Annotated in this window: 17 protein-coding genes and 1 pseudogene; 8 read left to right on the top strand and 10 right to left on the bottom strand. The window is 65.4% G+C overall.

Going from position 1 to position 17,747, the window contains the following annotated elements:
- Positions 1-149 precede the first annotated feature (149 nt).
- The 3 genes from BMY30_RS13540 to BMY30_RS13530 form a co-directional block, all read right to left on the bottom strand.
- Positions 150-3,335 carry an efflux RND transporter permease subunit gene (locus tag BMY30_RS13540; RefSeq protein ID WP_089714582.1) on the bottom strand — a complete coding sequence of 1,062 codons (3,186 nt, stop codon included), beginning with the start codon at positions 3,333-3,335 and terminating at the stop codon, positions 150-152.
- On the bottom strand, positions 3,332-4,636 hold the full coding sequence (locus tag BMY30_RS13535) for an efflux RND transporter periplasmic adaptor subunit (protein WP_089714580.1): 1,305 nt from the start codon (positions 4,634-4,636) through the stop codon (positions 3,332-3,334). The genes BMY30_RS13540 and BMY30_RS13535 overlap by 4 nt, the downstream gene beginning before the upstream one ends.
- 87 nt (positions 4,637-4,723) lie before the next feature.
- The gene (locus BMY30_RS13530) at positions 4,724-6,151 is read right to left on the bottom strand and encodes a TolC family outer membrane protein (RefSeq protein WP_089714578.1); all 1,428 of its coding nucleotides are present in this window, start codon (positions 6,149-6,151) and stop codon (positions 4,724-4,726) included.
- A gap of 160 nt (positions 6,152-6,311) precedes the next feature.
- Here BMY30_RS13530 and BMY30_RS13525 point away from each other — a divergent pair, with 160 nt between their 5' ends.
- The gene (locus tag BMY30_RS13525) at positions 6,312-7,235 is read left to right on the top strand and encodes an alpha/beta fold hydrolase (RefSeq protein WP_089714576.1); all 924 of its coding nucleotides are present in this window, start codon (positions 6,312-6,314) and stop codon (positions 7,233-7,235) included.
- A 24-nt stretch (positions 7,236-7,259) separates the two neighbouring features.
- Here the strand turns inward: BMY30_RS13525 and BMY30_RS13520 are convergent, their stop codons facing one another.
- Complete coding sequence (locus BMY30_RS13520; RefSeq protein WP_425283458.1) at positions 7,260-8,096, bottom strand: fructosamine kinase family protein; 837 nt, start codon at positions 8,094-8,096, stop codon at positions 7,260-7,262.
- Positions 8,097-8,297: 201 nt separating this feature from the next.
- Here BMY30_RS13520 and BMY30_RS13515 point away from each other — a divergent pair, with 201 nt between their 5' ends.
- Both BMY30_RS13515 and BMY30_RS13510 read left to right on the top strand, forming a co-directional pair.
- Complete coding sequence (locus BMY30_RS13515) at positions 8,298-8,609, top strand: YqfO family protein (protein ID WP_089714572.1); 312 nt, start codon at positions 8,298-8,300, stop codon at positions 8,607-8,609.
- A 117-nt stretch (positions 8,610-8,726) separates the two neighbouring features.
- Positions 8,727-9,482 (top strand): SDR family NAD(P)-dependent oxidoreductase, encoded by a 756-nt coding sequence (locus BMY30_RS13510; protein ID WP_089714570.1) that lies wholly within the window; start codon positions 8,727-8,729, stop codon positions 9,480-9,482.
- Between the two features lie 4 nt (positions 9,483-9,486).
- On the opposite strand, the gene BMY30_RS13505 is transcribed toward BMY30_RS13510, so the two are convergent.
- The gene (locus BMY30_RS13505) at positions 9,487-10,044 is read right to left on the bottom strand and encodes an NUDIX hydrolase (protein WP_089714568.1); all 558 of its coding nucleotides are present in this window, start codon (positions 10,042-10,044) and stop codon (positions 9,487-9,489) included.
- Between the two features lie 103 nt (positions 10,045-10,147).
- Between BMY30_RS13505 and BMY30_RS13500 the strand changes: the two genes are divergently transcribed.
- The 5 genes and pseudogenes from BMY30_RS13500 (at position 10,148) to BMY30_RS18510 (ending at position 14,295) form a co-directional block, all read left to right on the top strand.
- Positions 10,148-10,768, top strand: coding sequence for a CoA pyrophosphatase (locus BMY30_RS13500; RefSeq protein WP_089714566.1), 621 nt, complete (start codon positions 10,148-10,150; stop codon positions 10,766-10,768).
- Positions 10,765-11,433, top strand: a complete 669-nt coding sequence (locus BMY30_RS13495; RefSeq protein WP_089714564.1) for a 2OG-Fe(II) oxygenase — start codon at positions 10,765-10,767, stop codon at positions 11,431-11,433. Before BMY30_RS13500 ends, BMY30_RS13495 begins: the two co-directional genes overlap by 4 nt.
- Positions 11,433-12,995 carry an ATP-binding protein gene (locus tag BMY30_RS13490; protein WP_244516212.1) on the top strand — a complete coding sequence of 521 codons (1,563 nt, stop codon included), beginning with the start codon at positions 11,433-11,435 and terminating at the stop codon, positions 12,993-12,995. The genes BMY30_RS13495 and BMY30_RS13490 overlap by 1 nt, the downstream gene beginning before the upstream one ends.
- A 260-nt stretch (positions 12,996-13,255) precedes the next feature.
- Positions 13,256-13,960, top strand: a pseudogene (locus BMY30_RS18515) (fatty acid desaturase); the annotation flags it as partial.
- A 101-nt stretch (positions 13,961-14,061) separates the two neighbouring features.
- A complete protein-coding gene (locus BMY30_RS18510) occupies positions 14,062-14,295 on the top strand; it encodes a fatty acid desaturase (RefSeq protein WP_211607343.1) in 234 nt (77 codons plus the stop codon).
- A 66-nt stretch (positions 14,296-14,361) separates the two neighbouring features.
- Here BMY30_RS18510 and BMY30_RS13480 read toward each other — a convergent pair whose 3' ends face one another.
- Genes BMY30_RS13480 through BMY30_RS13460 form a run of 5 tightly spaced genes read right to left on the bottom strand, consistent with a single transcriptional unit; the run spans position 14,362 to position 17,708 of the window.
- Positions 14,362-14,700, bottom strand: coding sequence for a SaoD/DsrE family protein (locus BMY30_RS13480; protein WP_089714558.1), 339 nt, complete (start codon positions 14,698-14,700; stop codon positions 14,362-14,364).
- Positions 14,697-15,089, bottom strand: a complete 393-nt coding sequence (locus BMY30_RS13475; protein ID WP_089714556.1) for an iron-sulfur cluster assembly scaffold protein — start codon at positions 15,087-15,089, stop codon at positions 14,697-14,699. Before BMY30_RS13475 ends, BMY30_RS13480 begins: the two co-directional genes overlap by 4 nt.
- Complete coding sequence (locus tag BMY30_RS13470) at positions 15,089-15,856, bottom strand: ABC transporter permease (protein ID WP_211607337.1); 768 nt, start codon at positions 15,854-15,856, stop codon at positions 15,089-15,091. Before BMY30_RS13470 ends, BMY30_RS13475 begins: the two co-directional genes overlap by 1 nt.
- Positions 15,853-16,641 carry an ABC transporter ATP-binding protein gene (locus BMY30_RS13465; RefSeq protein WP_211607334.1) on the bottom strand — a complete coding sequence of 263 codons (789 nt, stop codon included), beginning with the start codon at positions 16,639-16,641 and terminating at the stop codon, positions 15,853-15,855. The genes BMY30_RS13470 and BMY30_RS13465 overlap by 4 nt, the downstream gene beginning before the upstream one ends.
- The gene (locus BMY30_RS13460; RefSeq protein ID WP_089714552.1) at positions 16,638-17,708 is read right to left on the bottom strand and encodes an ABC transporter substrate-binding protein; all 1,071 of its coding nucleotides are present in this window, start codon (positions 17,706-17,708) and stop codon (positions 16,638-16,640) included. Before BMY30_RS13460 ends, BMY30_RS13465 begins: the two co-directional genes overlap by 4 nt.
- Positions 17,709-17,747 lie beyond the last annotated feature (39 nt).

Genomic DNA, 17,747 nt, shown 5'->3' with positions numbered 1-17,747 from the left:
AAGGAGCTGCCCGCCTTCGCCCACTCCGTCGCCCCCACAAACCCTCCAAGGGCCCGCCTGACAAAAAGGGGCGCTCCCGATGGGGCGCCCCTTGTCCTGGTTGAGGATCATGAGGTTCCAGCGTCGAGCGCTGAAACCTGCCCCGGGCTTCAGCCCTGGCTGGCACCTGCCGTCGGGCGATGGTCGACGTCACCACCGAGTACCTTGCGCCGCAGCCAGTCGGAGATCACTGCGATCATGGCGTAGAAGCTCGGCACGAAGCAGCTACCCAGCACCGCCACTGTGGCCATGCCCACCGCCACGGTGGTGCCGATATGGTGGCTGCTGGTAGCGCTTGCTCCGGTGGCCAGCGCCAGCGGCAAGGTGCCGAAGATGAATGCCAGCGAGGTCATCACGATGGGCCTGAAGCGTAGCTGGGCCGCGCTGATGGCCGCCTCGCGAATCGACTGACCCTGCTCCTTGCGTTGCAGCTCGGCAAACTCCACGATCAGGATGGCGTTCTTGGCTGCCAGTCCCACCACCACCAGCATGCCGATCTCCACGTAGACGCTGGTGTCGAGCCCACGCAACACGATGCCGCCGATGCCGCCGAGGAAAGCGAACGGCGTCGCCGTGAGCACCGCCAGCGGCAGCGACCAGCTCTCGTACTGGGCCGCCAGGATCAGGAACACCATCAGCAGCCCGAAGACGATGGCCAGGGTGGCGGTGTTGCCCATCTGGGTCTCCTGGTAAGCGGTGCCGGTCCAGCCCATGCCCCAGTTTTCCCCCAGGGTCTCCTGAACGATCTCCTCCATGGCGGCAACCGCCTGGCCGGAGCTGTAACCCGGCGCCGGGCCGCCCTGGAACTGGGCACCCAGGTAGACCCCGAAACGTGACACCACCGCCGGCTTGGCCTGGCGCTCGAGGGTCACGAACTCCGAGAGCGGGATCCTGTCGCCGTTACCCCCGCGCACATAGACGTTGGCGATGTCATCCGGCGTCTTGCGATACTCGTCCTCGTTCTGCAGATAGACCTGGAAGTTGCGGTTCTGATAGCTGAAGTAGTTGACGAAGCCGTTGCCGAAGGTGTTCGACATGGTGGCATAGAGATCCCTCAACGCCACGCCGTAGCTGAGCGCCTTCTGCTGGTCGATCTCGGCCCGGTAGCCCGGCACGTTGACGTTGAAGGTGGTGAAGACTCGCTGCAGCGCCGGATGTTCGCCCGCCGCTTGCATCACCTGCATCGAGGCTTGGAAAAGCTCCTGGGAAGAGACGCCCTCGAAGGATTGCAGGTAGCCGGTAAACCCCCCAGTGGTGGAGAGCCCCATGATCGGCGGCATGTTGAAGGCCATGGCCGAACCGCCAGGCGTCTGGGCACCAAGCTGCATGATCTTACCGACCAGCTCATTGGCGGTCAGGTCACGCTCGCCCCAGGGTTTCATGTTGATGAACATCACGCCACGTGCGGTGTTGACCGCGCTTGAAAGGATATCGTAACCCGCCACGGCAGAGCTGTACTCGACCCCATCGATCTCCTCGATCTGGGCGTTCAGCTCGGCCATGTAGCTCTGGGTGCGTGCCAGGGAGGCGGAGTCCGGCAGCTGTATGCTGGCCATCACGATGCCCTGGTCGGTCTCCGGCACCAGGGTCGAGGGCGTGTTCTGGTAGAGCCACCAGGAGCCACCGATCACCAGGGCGCTGAGCAACAGCGCCAGCCCCCAGAAACGCACCAGCACCTTGACCACCCACATGTAGGCGGCGGTGATGGCAGCGAAGAGGCGATCGAAGAGGCGCAATGGGGTGTTGATGGCGCGCCGAAACCGCGTTTCATTGCCGTTTACCGGCTTGTGTTTGATGAAGATTGCCGACAGGGCCGGTGTGAAGGTCAGCGCCATCAGTGCTGAGAACGCCACCGAAATGGCCACCGTGAGCGCGAACTGCTGGTAGATCTGCCCGGTGAAGCCACCGAGGAAAGCCACCGGCACGAACACCGCGGCCATGATCAGCGAGGTCGCGATCACCGGACCGCCCACCTCCTTCATGGCGCGAACGGTGGCCTGGGTAACGCTGATCTCCTCGTCCTCGCTCAGCACCCGTTCGACGTTCTCCACCACCAGGATGGCGTCATCCACCACGATGCCGATGGAAAGCACCAGGGCGAACAGCGTCAGCAGATTGATGGAAAAACCGAACATGTAGAAGCCGGCGAAGGTAGCAAGTACCGAGACCGGGACTACTGACATGGCGATCACCGTGAAGCGCCAGTTCTGCAGGAAAATGAACAGGATGACGCCGACGATCAGGAAGGCCTCGATGAACACCTTGGTCACGGTATTGACGGAGGCATCGATGAACAGGGTAGTGTCATAGGGCACCACCTGTTCGAGCCCGGGCGGGAAACGCCCCTCAAGCTCGGCCATGGTCGCCTTGACCGCCGCGGCCGTCTCCAGGGCATTGGCCCCGGGCTGCTGGTTGATGATGATCGGTGACATGGGCGCGCCATTCAGGCGGGCATCCACCCCATAGAAGGAGGCGCCGAGTTCGATGCGTGCCACGTCATTGAGGCGCAGCGCCGAACCGTCCGGGTTGGTGCGCAGGAAGATCTCGCGGAAATCATCGACGTCGTTGAGCCGTCCCCCCGCCGTAATGGTATAGCTGAAGGCCCGCGGATCGCTCTGGGGCGTCATCGCCAAGCTGCCCGCCGGCACCTCGGTATTCTGCGCACGAATGGCGCCGGCCACCTCGGTGGGCGTCAGGTCATACTGGGCCAGCTTGTCGGGGTCCATCCAGATGCGCATGGCAAACTCGCCACCCCCGAGCACCTCGGCATTGCCGACACCGGGTACCTGGCGCAGCTCGTCGAGAATGTTGAGGGTCGCGTAGTTCTGCATGAAGATCTTGTTGTAGTCGCCTTCGGGCGAGATCAGCGCCACCAGCATCAGGATCGAACTCGACTGCAGCTCCACCGTCACGCCCTGAGCCTGTACTGCCTCGGGCAGCTGCGACAGCGCCCCCTGCACCCGGTTGTTGACGTTGATGGTGTTGATGTCGCCCTCGGTACCGATGTTGAAGGCCACGTTGAGGCTCATGGTGCCGTTGTCGGCACTGGTCGAGGTCATGTAGAGCATGTCCTCGACGCCGTTGATCGCCTCGGCCAAGGGGGCAGCCACCGTCTGGGCCACTGTCTCGGCATCGGCGCCGGGAAACTGGGCGCGTACCGAGACCGTGGGCGGCACCACGCTGGGGTACTGCTCGATGGGCAGCACCCGCATGCTCATCACCCCGATCAGCGTCAGGATGATCGCCAGCACCGAGGCGAAGATCGGCCGCTTGATGAAGAAGTTGGAGAAGCTCATGAGGCGTCGTCTCCGCCGGCCTCGGCTTGCTCTGCCTCGACGCCTTCGGTCGCTTCGCCCTGCGGCGATGGGCCACCCTGCTCGGGCGCACCGCTTTGCGACGGCCCGCCCTGCTGCTGGGCGTTGGCCTGCATGGACTGCTCAATAAGCTGCTCGGCGTCGCCATTGAAGGGCTGAGGCTCGATGGTCGTGCCGGGCTCGATGCCGGCGAGATCGCCGACCACCACCCGCTCGCCAACCTCCAGGCCGCCGCGGATGATCTGCCAGGGGCCGGCCACCTCGCCCAGTTGAACGGTGCGGGCCCGGGCCACGCTCTCCCCGTCGAGCACAAATACCTGGGGCCCCATCAACCCCTGGCCGATGGCGATTTCGGGCACAGCCAGCACGTCGAAACGTTTCAGTCCTTCCAGGCTCACTCGCGCGAACTGGCCCGGCAGTACCTGGGCATCCGGATTAGGGAAAGTGGCACTGGCCTGCACCGTGCTAGTATCCCGGTCGATTCGTGAATCCAGAAAGTCCAAACGTCCCTGCAGGGGGGACGCTGCGTCGCCATCAATGCCCGGCACCTGCAGCACCGCAGTGATCGCCTCGACGGACTGCTCGCCGATCTGGCGGCGCAGTTCGAAGGCGTCACGCTGGGGCAACTGGAAGCGAACCTCCAGCGGATCGAGCGGCGTGATGGTGGCGAGCTCGGTGCCGGAGCTCACCAGGTTGCCGACGTTGACCTGGCTCAGACTGATCATCCCGGACACGGGCGCGGTGACCTCGGCATAGTCAAGGTCTATCTGCGCGCTGGCCAGGGCGGCTTCCGCCTGGGCAACACCGGCCTGAGCGACGGCCAGCTCGGCCCGCGCCTGGTCATACTGCTGGCGGCTCACCGAGTTCTGGCTCAGCAGCCGCTCGAAACGCTCGGCATCACGCTGGGCCCGAGCCAGCTCGGCGCGGGCACTCTGCAGGTCGGCCTCGCGCTGGTTGACCGCCGCCTGATAGAGGTCCGGCTCGATGGTGTAGAGCTTCTGCCCCTGCTCCACCAACTGACCGGCCTCGAAGTGGCGCTGCTCGAGAAAGCCGGTGACACGGGCCACCAGGGTGACCTCGCCATCGCTTCTCAGCAGCGAAGGGTAGGACTTGTCCAAGGGAATGTCCTGACGGCTCATCTGCGTCACTTCCACCGGATGCGGGGGCCGCTCCTGGTTGCCGGAGGCCTGCTGGGGGGCGTCATCCTGACCACAAGCCGCCAGCAACAGGCTCGCGGCCAGCACGAGCAGCGTCGTCCGGCCGTGTCGGAAGATCTTTTTCATGGTGTCAGTCGTTCCCGTTGGCGTCGTCGATGATTGACGAAGCTTACATTCATCCTTGTATGGATGTAAACATTAGGCCGCTAAAGTTCATCCCTGGGGACGTGGCGGCTCCCCGATATCCATGGCCCCGTCATAGCGGTCGCCCTCCTCCGGCAGGGTAAAGGAGACGCTATCGCCATCCAGCCAGGCGTTGACCTTCTCCACGGCCGGCACGTCCAGGGTCCCCGACTGCTGGCGCAGGGAGAGCAGGTTGATCACGTAGTCGTAGCGCGCACTGGCAAGCTCTGCGATGGCGTTGTAGAGGTTCTGCTCGGCGTTGAGCACATCGACGATGTTGCGGGTGCCCACCTCGTAACCGGCGCGCGTGGCATCCAGGGCGCTCTGGTTGGAGACCACCGCCTGGGAACGGGCCTCTATCGTGGAAACGTCATTACTTACCTGAGTAAAACGAGAGCGGACCTGCTGGACAGTCTCGCGGCGCTGGGCCTCGAAGTCGTACTGGCTGGACTCCAACTGGTAGGTGTTCCGGCGGATACTCGCCTGGGTACGCCCACCGGTATAAAGCGGCAGGCTAGCACGAAGGCCAACCTGGCTGGCGGAGCTGTGCCCCTCCACGCCACTCCGATCATTGTCGGCATAGTTGTAGTTGGCGAAGGCATTGATCGTCGGTAGGCGTTGAGCACGGGCAATCTCGACACTGCTGCGCGAGACCTCGACGCCGGCCTCGCTGGCCAGGACCAGAGGGTTGTTGGCCATGGCCAGCTCAACCCATTCACTGCGATCGTTAGGGGTGGGCAACTGAACGGGCAGCTCTTCCCCCAGCGTATCGATGCTGGAGTAGCGCTGGCCGGTCAGGCGCTCGAGGACCTCGAAGCGCACCTGCAGGTCGCTATCGGCAGCGATGCGTTCGGCGCGCGACTGGTCAAAGCGGGCCTGAGCCTCCTCTACCTCGGTGATGGCAATCAGCCCCACCTCGAACTGCTCGCGGGCCTGCTCCAGCTGACGGCCGATGGCACGTTCCTGAGCGCGTCGCGCCTCCAGTACCTCGAAGGCCCGCAGGATCTCGAAGTAGGCCGTGGACACGTCGATCAGTACCTGTTGCTCGGTGGCGGCCAGTTGGTAAGTCTGCTGGTCGATCTGACGCTCGGCCTGCTCTACCTCACGGGCATTGCGAGCGTCGAAGAGCGCCTGGGTGGCCTCCAGCGTCAAGCCGACGCCATTGTAGTCGTCTCCCCCACCACCACCGCTGAAGCGAGTATCCGTCTGCTGGCTCTCGTACTGGCGATTGTGGGTCAGGTTCCCCGAACCGTTGACCTGAGGCCGCAGGTCCGCCTGCTGCACGTCCAGCCCCGCCTCGACGCTATCGGTCTGTGACCGGGCCGAGGCCAGCTCGGCATTGTTCTTTAGCGCGTCTCGGGTGATCGTCAACAGGTCGGCCGCCTGCAGGGGCACGGCGAAGGCCGATGCAATCAGTGCCGGCAGCAGAGCACGACGAAGGGTGCGGTGACGGGTCATCGGTACATCCTCGGTTTCTTTACGGTCAGACTTACATTCATTTTCGCATGTTTCAGTAGCGAATCCACTGTCGTCTTTTCGGGAAAACAGCAATCTTTGTCGAAAGCTCGGGAGTTTCCGCTATGCTGCCACGCAGCATAGCCAATGAGGGAGAACGCCCATGGACGCTCTGAAACTCGTCAGGGTGAGGGAGCTTGAGATCGCCGTGCGCATCTGGCACCCCAACGCACCACGTACCGTCATCGCCTGGCATGGCCTGGCCCGTCACGGCGGGGACTTCGCCGCCTTCGCCCGCGTGCTTGGCCCCGGGTGGCGGGTCCTGGCCCCGGACACCCCCGGACGCGGCCTGTCCAGCTGGTCACTCTACCCCGCCCAGGACTATCTCTACGCCCACTACATGAACGTAGCAGTCGCGGTACTCGACCACTTCGGCCTCGAGCAGGTGCCTTGGGTAGGCACCTCCATGGGCGGGCTGATCGGCATGCTGATGGCCGCCGAGCCCGAAACGTCATCGCGCATCGAGCGGCTGGTGCTCAACGACGTGGGCCCAGAACTCGACCCCAAGGGGCTCGCGGAGCTGGCCAGCTATTTCGGTGTGCCCCATCGCTTCCCCCGCTTCAGCGAGCTCGAGGCCGAGCTCAGACGCCACTACACCGGCTTCGGCATCGACAGCGACGACGCCTGGCGACGCCTCGCCCTGGACAGCGCCCGGCGGCTGCCGGACGGTAGCTGGACCTACCACTACGACCCGCGCATCAGTGAGCAATTCGTCCACGACACACCCCGCGACACCTGGACCGACTGGGCGGCGATCCGCTGCCCGGTGATGGTCGTCCGCGGCGAGGACTCACCGCTGCTCAAGGCCGAGAGCGTGACCCGCATGGTCGAGGCACAGCCCGACCTGGCCAGTCTCGAGGTGCCGGGCTGCGGACACGCCCCGATGCTCGACCGAGACAGCCAGGTCCGTCCCATCGCCGACTTCCTCGACCGGCCTCGCCCCGGCTTGCTACCTAGCGATGCCAGCGAGGCGCCGAGCTTGTGGCAGCGAGGCCTGCGCTGGCTGAAGGTGATCGGCAAAGGTTGAGCGAATGTATAAGGTGTGCCCTGGTCAGGCGGTTTCCAGTCGCGATACCGTCCGCTCGACCGCCCCACGGTAGCTGCCTCCGAACAGCAGCAGGTGGTTGAGCAAAGGATAAAGCTGGAAGAGTGTCTCGCGCCGCGGCCAGTCGGCCGGGGCCCCGCCGTTCCAGTAGGCCTCGAAGAAGCTCTCGCCGGGCGAGCCGAACAGCGTCAGCATGGCGAGATCCACCTCCGGATAGTGGCGATAGACGGCCGGGTCGATAATCGCTGGCCCCTGCGGCGAAAAGAGCACATTGCCCGACCAGAGATCGCCATGCATCAGGCTCGCCGGAGCGTCCGGCAGCCAGGCCTCCAGGCCGTGGGCGATGGCTTCGACTCGGCGCCGCAGCCGCGCATCCATCAGCCCGCGCGTCTGGCAGGCCTCGGCGAGCGGCAGCAGGCGCCGCTCACGCTGGAAGGCACGGCCATCGGCCAAGGGGGCATTGGGCTGGGGTGTGCGCCCGCAGGCGTTGTCCCGCGGCCAGCCATGCGCGTCACCAGTCACCGAGTGGAGCCGACGCAGCCCCTCGCCGAGACTCGCCTCGTCACCGGAGGATCGCCCCGGCGCCAATGCCTCCATTACCAGGTAACCTTGATCCTCGCCAAGCACCTCGGGCACGATCAAGCCGCTGCCGGCCCCGCGCAGCGCGCGAAGGCCGTCGGCCTCGCCAGCCAGCCGCTCGGGGTCATCATGCTTGACCACCACCTCACCCTGGTCGGTCGCCAGGCGGAAGACCTCGGCGATATCGCCTCCACTCAGGGCCTGCGGCTCGCCCCGCGGCGTCAGCCCGGCATCCGACAGCAGTGATACGAGGGTCTCGTTGATGGACATGCGGCTGCGCTCCTTTGATTCGATGCCATGAGGGTCGCCAGTCCGGTCGGGGCTGTCAAAACAGGAGGGAGATATCCTGGCCCTAAACGGAAGCGGCGTTATCGGCGGCTATGGCAGGGAATGGCAAGGCTGACGTCAGCACCGTGATATGGCACAACGGTAGGACGTTCACGCAGGAAGAGAGGAGTAGAGACCATGTACAAGTTAGCCTTCTTCGTGCCAGTAGAAGATGCCGAGGCCGTCAAGGAAGCCGTCTTCGCCACCGGGGCGGGGCGCATCGGCGACTACGAGGCCTGCTGCTTCCAGACCCCGGGCACCGGACAGTTCCGGCCCCTGGAAGGCGCCGACCCGCACATCGGGCAGGTCGGCGACCTGGAGCAGGTGGAGGAGCTGAAGGTGGAGCTGGCCTGCGCGGACGAGCTGATCCAGCCGGCGATCGCCGCCTTGAAACTCGCCCATCCCTACGAAGAGCCGGCCTATGACGTCTGGCAACTGGCAGACCTGTAAACGTCGGCCATTACCCGGCGTCAATACGGCCCCGTGGCGTCCGACCGCTGGAGACGCAGCTAGGCTCGGCTTATGATGCGGAATTCAAAACGACAATTTTCGAGGAGGAGAACTTCCATGCCTGTCGCCATGATCACCGGTGCCACTTCCGGCTTCGGCCGCGCCGCCGCCTACCGCTTCGCCGCCGCTGGCTGGTCGCTGATCCTCACCGGCCGTCGCAGCGAACGCCTGGAGGCACTCGAGCAGGACATCGGCAACAAGGTCCCGGTGCTGACCCTCACCCTGGACGTGCGAGACGCCGAGGCGGTGGCCCGTGCGGTCGAGGAACTACCCGCCGAGTTTCGTGAGGTCACCTGCCTGGTCAACAATGCCGGCCTGGCGCTCGCCCCCAAGCCGGCCCAGGAGGTGGACCTCGCCGACTGGCACACCATGATCGACACCAACATCACCGGGCTGGTCAACGTCACCCATGCCATGCTGGCACGGCTGATCGCCACCGGTGCCGGGGCAAGCATCATCAACATCGGCTCGGTGGCCGGCAGCTGGCCCTACCCCGGTGGCCACGTCTATGGTGCCACCAAGGCGTTCGTCGAACAGTTCAGCTACAACCTGCGCTGCGACCTCAAGGGCACCGGCGTCAGGGTCACCGACATCGCGCCCGGAATGGCCGAGACCGAGTTCACCCTGGTGCGCACCAAGGGCGACCAGGCCGCCTCGGATGCCCTCTACAGCGGCACCACGCCGCTGCAAGCCGAAGACATCGCCGAGCAGATATTCCACGTGGCAACGCTTCCGGACCACATCAACATCAACCGGCTGGAAGTCATGCCGACACGCCAGACCTGGTCCCCCTTCACCATCGATCGCGACTGAACGCTCAGGCACTGCCAAAGTAGCGCTCGCGATCCTCGGCGGTGATGTCGCTGACATGCAGCGGGAAGGCGGCATCCCGCCGGTCGTCGTAGAAGTGGCGCAGGGTGCGCTCGATGGTCGGAAAGGCAAGCTCGTCCCAGGGGATCTCGTGCTCCTCGAAGAGCGCCACCTCGAGACTCTCGGGCCCCGCCGCGAAGCCACCGGCGAGATCGGCGAGGAAGATCATGTAGACCTGGTCGATGTGCGGCAGGTTGATCAGGGTGTAGAGATCGTGGATCTCGACCTCGGCACAGGCCTCCTCGCGGGTCTCGCGGGCGGCGGCCTCCACCGTGGTCTCGGCATTCTCCATGTAGCCCGCCGGCAGGGTCCAGTAGCCCTTGCGCGGAGAAATGGCGCGGCGACACAGCAGCACCTTGCTGCCACTCACCGGCAGGGTGCCGGCGACGATGCGCGGATTCTGATAGTGGATGGTGCCACATTCATCGCAGAAGAAACGCGGCCGGTCGTCCCCGTCGGGAATCGCGAAGCGCACGGTATGGCCACAGTGACTGCAGAAGTTCATGGCGCTCCCTGGCAGGCTGGCGGGCAGCATGACGGCCGCCCGGTCAGGGCTTGACGCCGCTCATGGCGGCCGAGTAGAAGGAATCAAACCCGATGGAAACCCCATGTTAGAGAACCTTCGCGAACGCCTGCAAGCACACCGGCCACGCCGGGTCGGCCTGCGCCTGCCCGAGGCCGCGGTGCTACTGCCCATCGTCGACCGATCCGAGCCGACCCTGCTGTTCACCCGCCGTGCCGACCACCTCAACACCCACCGCGGCCAGGTGGCCTTTCCCGGCGGCAAGCGCGAGCCACAGGACGCCGACCTGCTGGCCACGGCGCTGCGCGAATCCCTTGAGGAGATCGCCCTGCCACCGGAGCGCGTGGAACTGCTCGGTCGGCTGTCGGACGTGGTCTCGCTGCACGGCCTGCGCGTGACCCCCTGGGTGGGGCTGATCCCGCCCGACCTGCCACTCGTCCCTGACCCGAACGAGCTCGATACCATCTTCGAGGTGCCGCTTTCGCACTTCCTCGAAGACCAGCGCACCCATACCGATGTGATCCGGGTGGACGGCCGCGACTACTATGTGCCCAGCTACCATACCGATGGCCACGTGATCTGGGGACTATCGGCGATGATGCTGGTAGAACTGCTCGCCGAGGGCTTCGCCATGCCGATTAGCCTCTACGAGCGCCCGCCGGGCGAGCTGCTCTTTCGTCCCGAGCGCCGAGTCTCCAACCCATGACGGCGCTCACTTCACCCCATGCCACCGCTCTGCCTCACGAACGGCTGGCCGAGCTGGTCGATGCCCTGGTGGACCAGGGCTGGTACGTCGGCGAGGGGTTCATCCCCGCCGAACTGTGCGCCGAGCTCTACGATGAAGTGGCCGCCATGGCCGACCACGAGACCCTGGAGGCCGCCGGCATCGGTCGCGGCACCGAGCACGCCCTGCGCCGGGACATCCGCGGCGACGCCATCCACTGGCTGGACCGCGAGAGCCGGGCTCGGCGTCGCTATCTGGAGGCCATGGGCGAGCTGCAACAGCAGCTCAACCAGGCGCTGTTTCTGGGGCTGTTCGAGTACGAAGCCCACTTCGCCCACTATCCGCCCGGCGCCTTCTACCGGCGACATCTCGACAGCTTCCGCGGTCGTGCCAACCGTGTGGTTTCCACCGTGGGTTACCTCAACCCCGCCTGGCCCGCCGACGGCGGTGGCGAGATGGTGATCTTCGACACCATTGATCCCGAGCGCGAGCTGGCCCGGGTACGTCCCGAAGCCGGCACCTTCGCCTGCTTTCTCTCCGAAAGCGTGCCCCACGAGGTACTGCCCACCCGCCTGCCGCGAATCAGCATCGCCGGCTGGTTCAGGCGCAACGCCTCCCTGGGCGGTCTCGTGGACCCCGCACACTGATGGCAGAAAAAACGGCGATGGGTGACGCGGCGCGACTGCGGGCACGCGTCGCCGAACTGGAAGCAAAAAACGCGGCCCTCGAGGAGGAAAAGGCACACTACCGCTGGCTCGCCGAGAGCACCACCGACCTGATCTCTCGCCACGCAAGGGACGGCACCTTCCTCTATGCCTCCCGGGCCGCCCGGGACCTGCTGGGGTATGAGCCCGAGGAGCTGATCGGCGTCTCCGCCTACGACCTCTTCCATCCCGTGGACCTCAGTGACCTGCTCAACAAGTCACCGCGGGTCTACTATCACGACGGCTTCTATCAGCAGACCTACCGCTTCCGCGCCAAGGATGGCCACTACGTCTGGTTCGAGACCACCAGCCGCACCCGCCGCGACCCGGCCACCGGCGAACTGCTCGACATTCTCTGCGTTTCCCGGGATGTGAGCCGGCGCATCCGGGTCGAGGCCAACCGCGAACGTCTCGCCCGGGTGGTGGAGTCGACCACCGACTATGTATTGTTCATGGACGCCCGGGAGCGGATCTTCTCGTCCAACGAGGCCGGCCGTCGGCTACTTCACCTGCCCCGGGAAGGCGGTCAGACGCCCCTCGAGCAGGCCTACACGCCGGAGTCGCTGGCAGTGCTACGCGAGATCGTGCTGCCTGCCGTGGCGCGTTACGGCTCCTGGAGCGGCGAGCTCGAGATGCGCGGCTCGCAGGGGGCCGTGCCGGTGCTCAGCGTAGTGATGGCCCACTCGGGTCCCGGTGCCGAGCCCGACCACCTCTCGCTGCTCAATCGCGACATCAGCCTGCGCAAGGCCGCAGAGGCCCAGCAGCAACGCCATCAGGAACAGATCGCCCACGCCAACCGCCTGGCTACCATCGGCGAACTCGCCTCCAACATTGCCCATGAGCTCAATCAGCCGCTGGGCGCCATCGCCAACTACGCCAGCGGTGCACTGATGCTGCTGCAAACCGACCCCAGCCGCCCCGCCGATGATCTGCACCTGCCCCTCACGCGCATCAACGAGCAAGTCCAGCGCCTGGCCGAGCGGCTGCGCCACATTCGCACCTTCGTGCGCAAGGGCCAGACGCGCCCTCGACCGATAGCCCTGCACGAAATCGTCGACGCCGCCTGCCGGCTCTGCGAATGGCAGTTCCAGCAGGGCCGGGTCACGCTGGAGCAAGACCTGCACGAGCCCTTGCCCCGGGTGATCGCCGACCCGTTGGCCCTGGAGCAGGTATTGGTCAACCTGCTGCTCAACGCCCTGGAGGCGAGCCGCGACCACGCCGGCGCCGACCGGGTGACGATCCATGCCCGGCGCAGCGGCCGCCGCGAGGTAACCCTGACGGTGCGCGACCGAGGCCCCGGCGTACCGATCGACCACGCCGAGCAGATCTTCACCCCTTTCCATACGAACCGTCACGAGGGGCTGGGGATGGGGCTGGCCATCAGCCACTCGCTGATGGAGGCCATGGGTGGAGACCTGCGGCTGATGCCTGACGACGGCGACGGCGGCGCCAGCTTTTCCAGCACCCTGCTCTCCGAGCCAGGGCCGTCGATACGATGTCGCTGATCGACACGCCCAGGGCGTGAGCACTTGAGGCCGGTGCCCCAAGAACGAAGGTGCCGGGCCACCCCGACGGGAGACGCGACATGTGTGCGATAGCGTACAGACGTCGTGAGTGACGAACGCCACCCTGAGGGTCAGGGCATGCAGATCCGCTGACGAAGCCGGAGTGGATCGAAGCGCCCTACCCCGAACCTCCCAGGCACGCATCCCGCCGGGTCGGTAGACCATAGAGTGGCGTGCCGGGTCCAGCCAGGAGTTTGCACATGGACTCCCAAATGCCGACGATCGACATCACCACCGAGCCCCGAACACTGAAGCGGGCGCTGGGCGAGTACCGTATGCCACGCCTGGCGCGTAGCGTCGGGGAACTCTTGGTCACTGCGATTCCCTTCGCCACCCTCTGGTTACTCCTCTGGAGCACCCTGAGCGCCGGCGTCTGGCTTGGCCTGCTGCTCGCCGTGCCTGCCGCAGGGCTACTCGTGCGCCTGTTCATGATCCAGCACGACTGCAGTCACGGGGCATTCTTTCACTCGCGGCGGGCCAATGACTGGGTCGGTCGAGCCATCAGCGTCTTGACCCTTACCCCCTTTGATCTCTGGCGACACAGCCATGCCCTCCACCATGCCAACTCCGGCAATCTCGATCGCCCGCGTATCGGTGGCATCAACACCCTGACCGTGCGTGAATTCCGAGCCTTGTCGCGAACGCAGCGGTGCCTCTATCGCTTGTACCGACACCCACTGGTGCTGTTCGGCATCGGCCCGACGTACCTGTTCCTCCTCGACCATCGCCTGCCAGTGGGTTTCATGCGGGCCGGCTGGATGCCCTGGCTGAGCACGATGGGCACCAACGCAGGGATCGCGCTGCTCGTCACCACCATGATGTGGCTGGTCGGTGTAGTACCCTTTCTGCTCGTGCAGTTGCCCATCACGCTTCTCGCCTCATCGATCGGCGTCTGGCTGTTCTATGTCCAGCACCAGTTCGAGGACACCCTGTGGGAGCACGACGACGAATGGACATTCCACGAGACGGCCCTACACGGCAGTTCACACTATGACCTGCCGGCCCCCTGCGCTGGTTCACCGCCAATATCGGGATTCACCATGTCCACCACCTCTGCAGTCGCATCCCCTGCTACCGGCTGCCCGAAGTCCTGCGCGACCATCCCGAGTTGCGCCATATCGGGCGCATCGACCTGCGGCAAAGCCTCGAATCGGTGCGGCTGGTGTTGTGGGACGAGGCGCAGCATCGCCTGGTCTCCTTTGCCGAGGCGCCCAGGGGGGACACCGACGGGAACCGGTAGACCGCGACCTCATTGTTCATCGTGCCAGCTACAGCGGTCCCGGCAGCGCGCTCGGCCACCCCCGCCTTACAGGGTGATGACTTGGTCGGGCGAATTACCACCGAGGGCCGCGTAGAGGTCCGGGAAGCAGCCAATGGGCACGTTGGGCATCAGGCGGTCGGCGATCTCGCGCTCGTAGCAGCACTGGTCGCAGCCCATCAGCAGCATGCCGCTTCGCTCGGCCACGGCGCGCAGACGCTCGCCGATGGGGTTGCCGTCCACCAGCACGTAGTTATTGTCCTCGAAGAAGAACATCCCGACCACCTCGACGCCGTGTCGGCCCTCCTCGAGCTGGGGCAGGATCATCTTGGCGAGCACGTAGGAGATGTTATGACGCTGGGTGGCGAAGAGGTAGGCGACTTTCATGGGGAAGGTTCCTTGGTTGTCATCTTGAGTGCGGCGCGCAAGGCGGCCACGGCGAGGATCGCTCGGCCCTGGCGTATGGGAGGTACGCCATGGAGAAGATTGGCCAGCCCTTTGGCGTCCAGGCCGGGCGTCGCATGCAGCGGCCGTTCGGTCTCGTGTTCGGCGAGCGCCTGGCAGTAAGCGACGAGGGTGGCGCAGGGCGTGGCTTCAAAGCGGACATCGGCGAGAGCGTCATCGCGGATCGCAACGCTGAAACGGGCGCGCAGCCCTTGGGGCATCTCGACCCACTCGCCGAGGTGCGGCAGCGGCGGTGCGCGTCGCGTGCGCAGGCCGCGCTCGAGGCAATCAGGGAGTCGCAGAGTGCGCGTCAGCGCCTCAGGGCGCGTCATCAGCGATACTTCCAGCGCAACAGGTAGCGCTCCAGGGCACCGGCCAGCCCGAAGAGAATCATCACGAAGACCAGCACCAGCACGATCAACGCGAAAGTGAGCGCAGCATTGTAGGTGCTCTGGGCGAAGGCCAGCAGGTAGCCCAGCCCGCGGCTGGAGGCGACGAATTCACCCACCACGGCGCCGGTGAAGGCAAAGCCCACCGCCACCTTGAGGCTGCCCATCACCCAGGCCACCACCGAGGGCACGTAGACCTCGCGTAGCAGCGTCCAGGAACCGCCGCCGAGGGTCTTCACGCGTTCCACGAGCCGCGTGTCCACGTCGCGGATGCCGTTGTAGACGGCGAAGAAGGTCAGCACCACCACCAGGATGAAGGAGAGTGCCACCTTCGAGGCGATGCCGATGCCCAGCCAGATGATGAACAAGGGGGCGAGGATGACCCGCGGGATAGCGTTGAGCATGGCCATCACCGGCTCGAGCAGCTCCGCCACCGGGCGCAACAATGCCGCGATGAAGCCGAGCAGAGCGCCGCCGATGAGGCCCAGGAAGAGGCCTAGAAGCGCCGCGCCGAAGGTCGCCTCGAGGTGGCCGTAGATCTCGCCATCGGCGAACAATTCGGCGATGGCGCCGCCGATCGCCGAGGGGGGTGGAGCGTAGAAGGGGTCGACCCAACCCAGGGCACTGATGCCTTCCCAGAGCAACAGTACCACGGCCAGGGCCGTGGCACGGCGCACCTGCAACCAGAACATCGCCTGCTTCTGCTTCATGGTGTCGCTTCCTCCGTCTCTGGTTCTGGTCGCTTTCGAGTAGTGGGGGTTCGCACCTCCTCGGAAAGGGCATTCCACAGCGCTCGAGTGGTCACCGCGAACTGGTGCTCCTCCTTGACACGCAAGAGATCGCGCGGTCGCGGCAGGTCGATCTCCCAGCGTCCCTTGACGTGGGCGCGCGGCCCGTTGCCGAGCAGCACTACTCGATCGGAGACGGCCACCGCCTCCTCCAGGTCGTGGGTGACCATCAGCACCGTGAGGTCCTCCTCATCCACCCAGCCCAGCAGGTCCTCGGTGAGGTAGTGACGCACGATAGCGTCGAGAGAGGCGAAGGGTTCGTCCATCAGCAACAGCTTGGGGCGCAGTGCCAGCACCTGGGCGATCGCCACCCGCTTGCGTTGCCCGCCGGAGAGCTCACGGGGATAGCGGTCGCCGAACTGGCCCAGCCCGACCGATTCCAGCCAGCGCATGGCCGTGCGTCGTGCCTCGGCCTTGGTGGCGCCGCGTATCCGCAGCCCCAAGGCCACGTTGTCGCGGGCGGTGCGCCACGGCAGCAGGGCATCGTCCTGGAACAGCAGGCCGATCTCGCGGCGTTTCAGGTCCAGACGCACATCACCGGCACTGGGCTTCTGCAAGCCCACCACCGCTCGCAACAGGGTGCTCTTGCCGCACCCCGAAGGACCGATCAGGCTGACGAATTCGCCAGCCGCTACGCCGAGATCCACATTTTCAAGTACCGGCTCATCGCCATAACTCATCTGCAGGTTGCGGATATCCAGCATCATGAAGCCAGCAGGTCAGGCCTGGCGATCTGCTCGAGTTCGACGCTGCCCCCGCGGCCGTCGGCGGCCTTCTGCACATCGATCACGCGCTGCATGGACTCCAGATCGAGCTCCACGTCACGGGGATAGAGCGAAGACCGGTAGCGCGCCAGGCTCTTGGTCACGATCTCGCGGTCACCGCCGGTGATGATCTCGCGCGGCAGGGCATCGACCAGCTCTTCGGGTTCCGCTTCCTGAACGTAGCGAAGGCCCTTGGCCAGGGCACGCGCCAGGCGCTTCATCTCATCGCGGCGTTCGTCGAACTCCTCGCTGCGCACGGCCACGCCCATGAACTCGTAGGCGCCGCCGAGGTATTCGTTGGCGTCCTCGATGTCCATGCCATTGACCAGCACCCGGGCGCCGCGCTCCTGTAGCAGTGACAAGGCCGGTTCCTGGACCATACCGGCATCGAGCTGGCCAAGGCGCAGCGCATCGTAGAGGTTGGTGCCCACGGTGGCGAAGGCGACGCTGTCGAGATCGACTCCGGCACGTTGAAGCAGATAGCGCAGGAAGGCGTGGTCGGCATTGCCCAGCGCAGAGACACCGACGGTCTTGCCTTCGAGATCGCTGATCTCGGTGATCGTATCTGCCCCTTCCACACTGGTAGCCAGGGCAAACAGCGGAAGGCGCCCGGTGGACGCGAAACGCTGGATGTCGGCACCGCTGGCGAAGGCGTTGAGCGCGGCATCGAAGGACGTCGCCGCGTACTCGACGGCGCCGCCGTTGAGTGCCTGTAGCGCGGCGCTGCCGCCGCGGGTGTAGACCAGTTCGACGTCGAACCCTTCCTCGGCAAAGAAGCCGGCCGCCCGGGTAGCCTCGTAGGGCACCACGCAAAGCAGCTGGCTGCAGAACGCCAGGCGGATCCGTTTGAGATCCTGGCCGAACACCGTGCTCACGTCGCCCAGTGCCGCCAGGCCCGCGGCCCCCGCCATGCTCTTGAGCAGAGTACGGCGATCGACGCCACGGCTGACGTGAATGATATCCAGTTTGTCCGATTCCATCGGACGCAGATCAGTGCAGCAATCCGACATGACGACACCTCCGACCTTGCGGAATGAGTTAACCATTCA

Source organism: Halomonas daqiaonensis (assembly GCF_900109725.1).
In the GTDB taxonomy this organism is placed as follows: Bacteria; Pseudomonadota; Gammaproteobacteria; order Pseudomonadales; family Halomonadaceae; genus Halomonas; species Halomonas daqiaonensis.
Note: the sequence above shows the minus strand (reverse complement) of the source record. Positions and strands in the feature narration are given on the sequence as shown.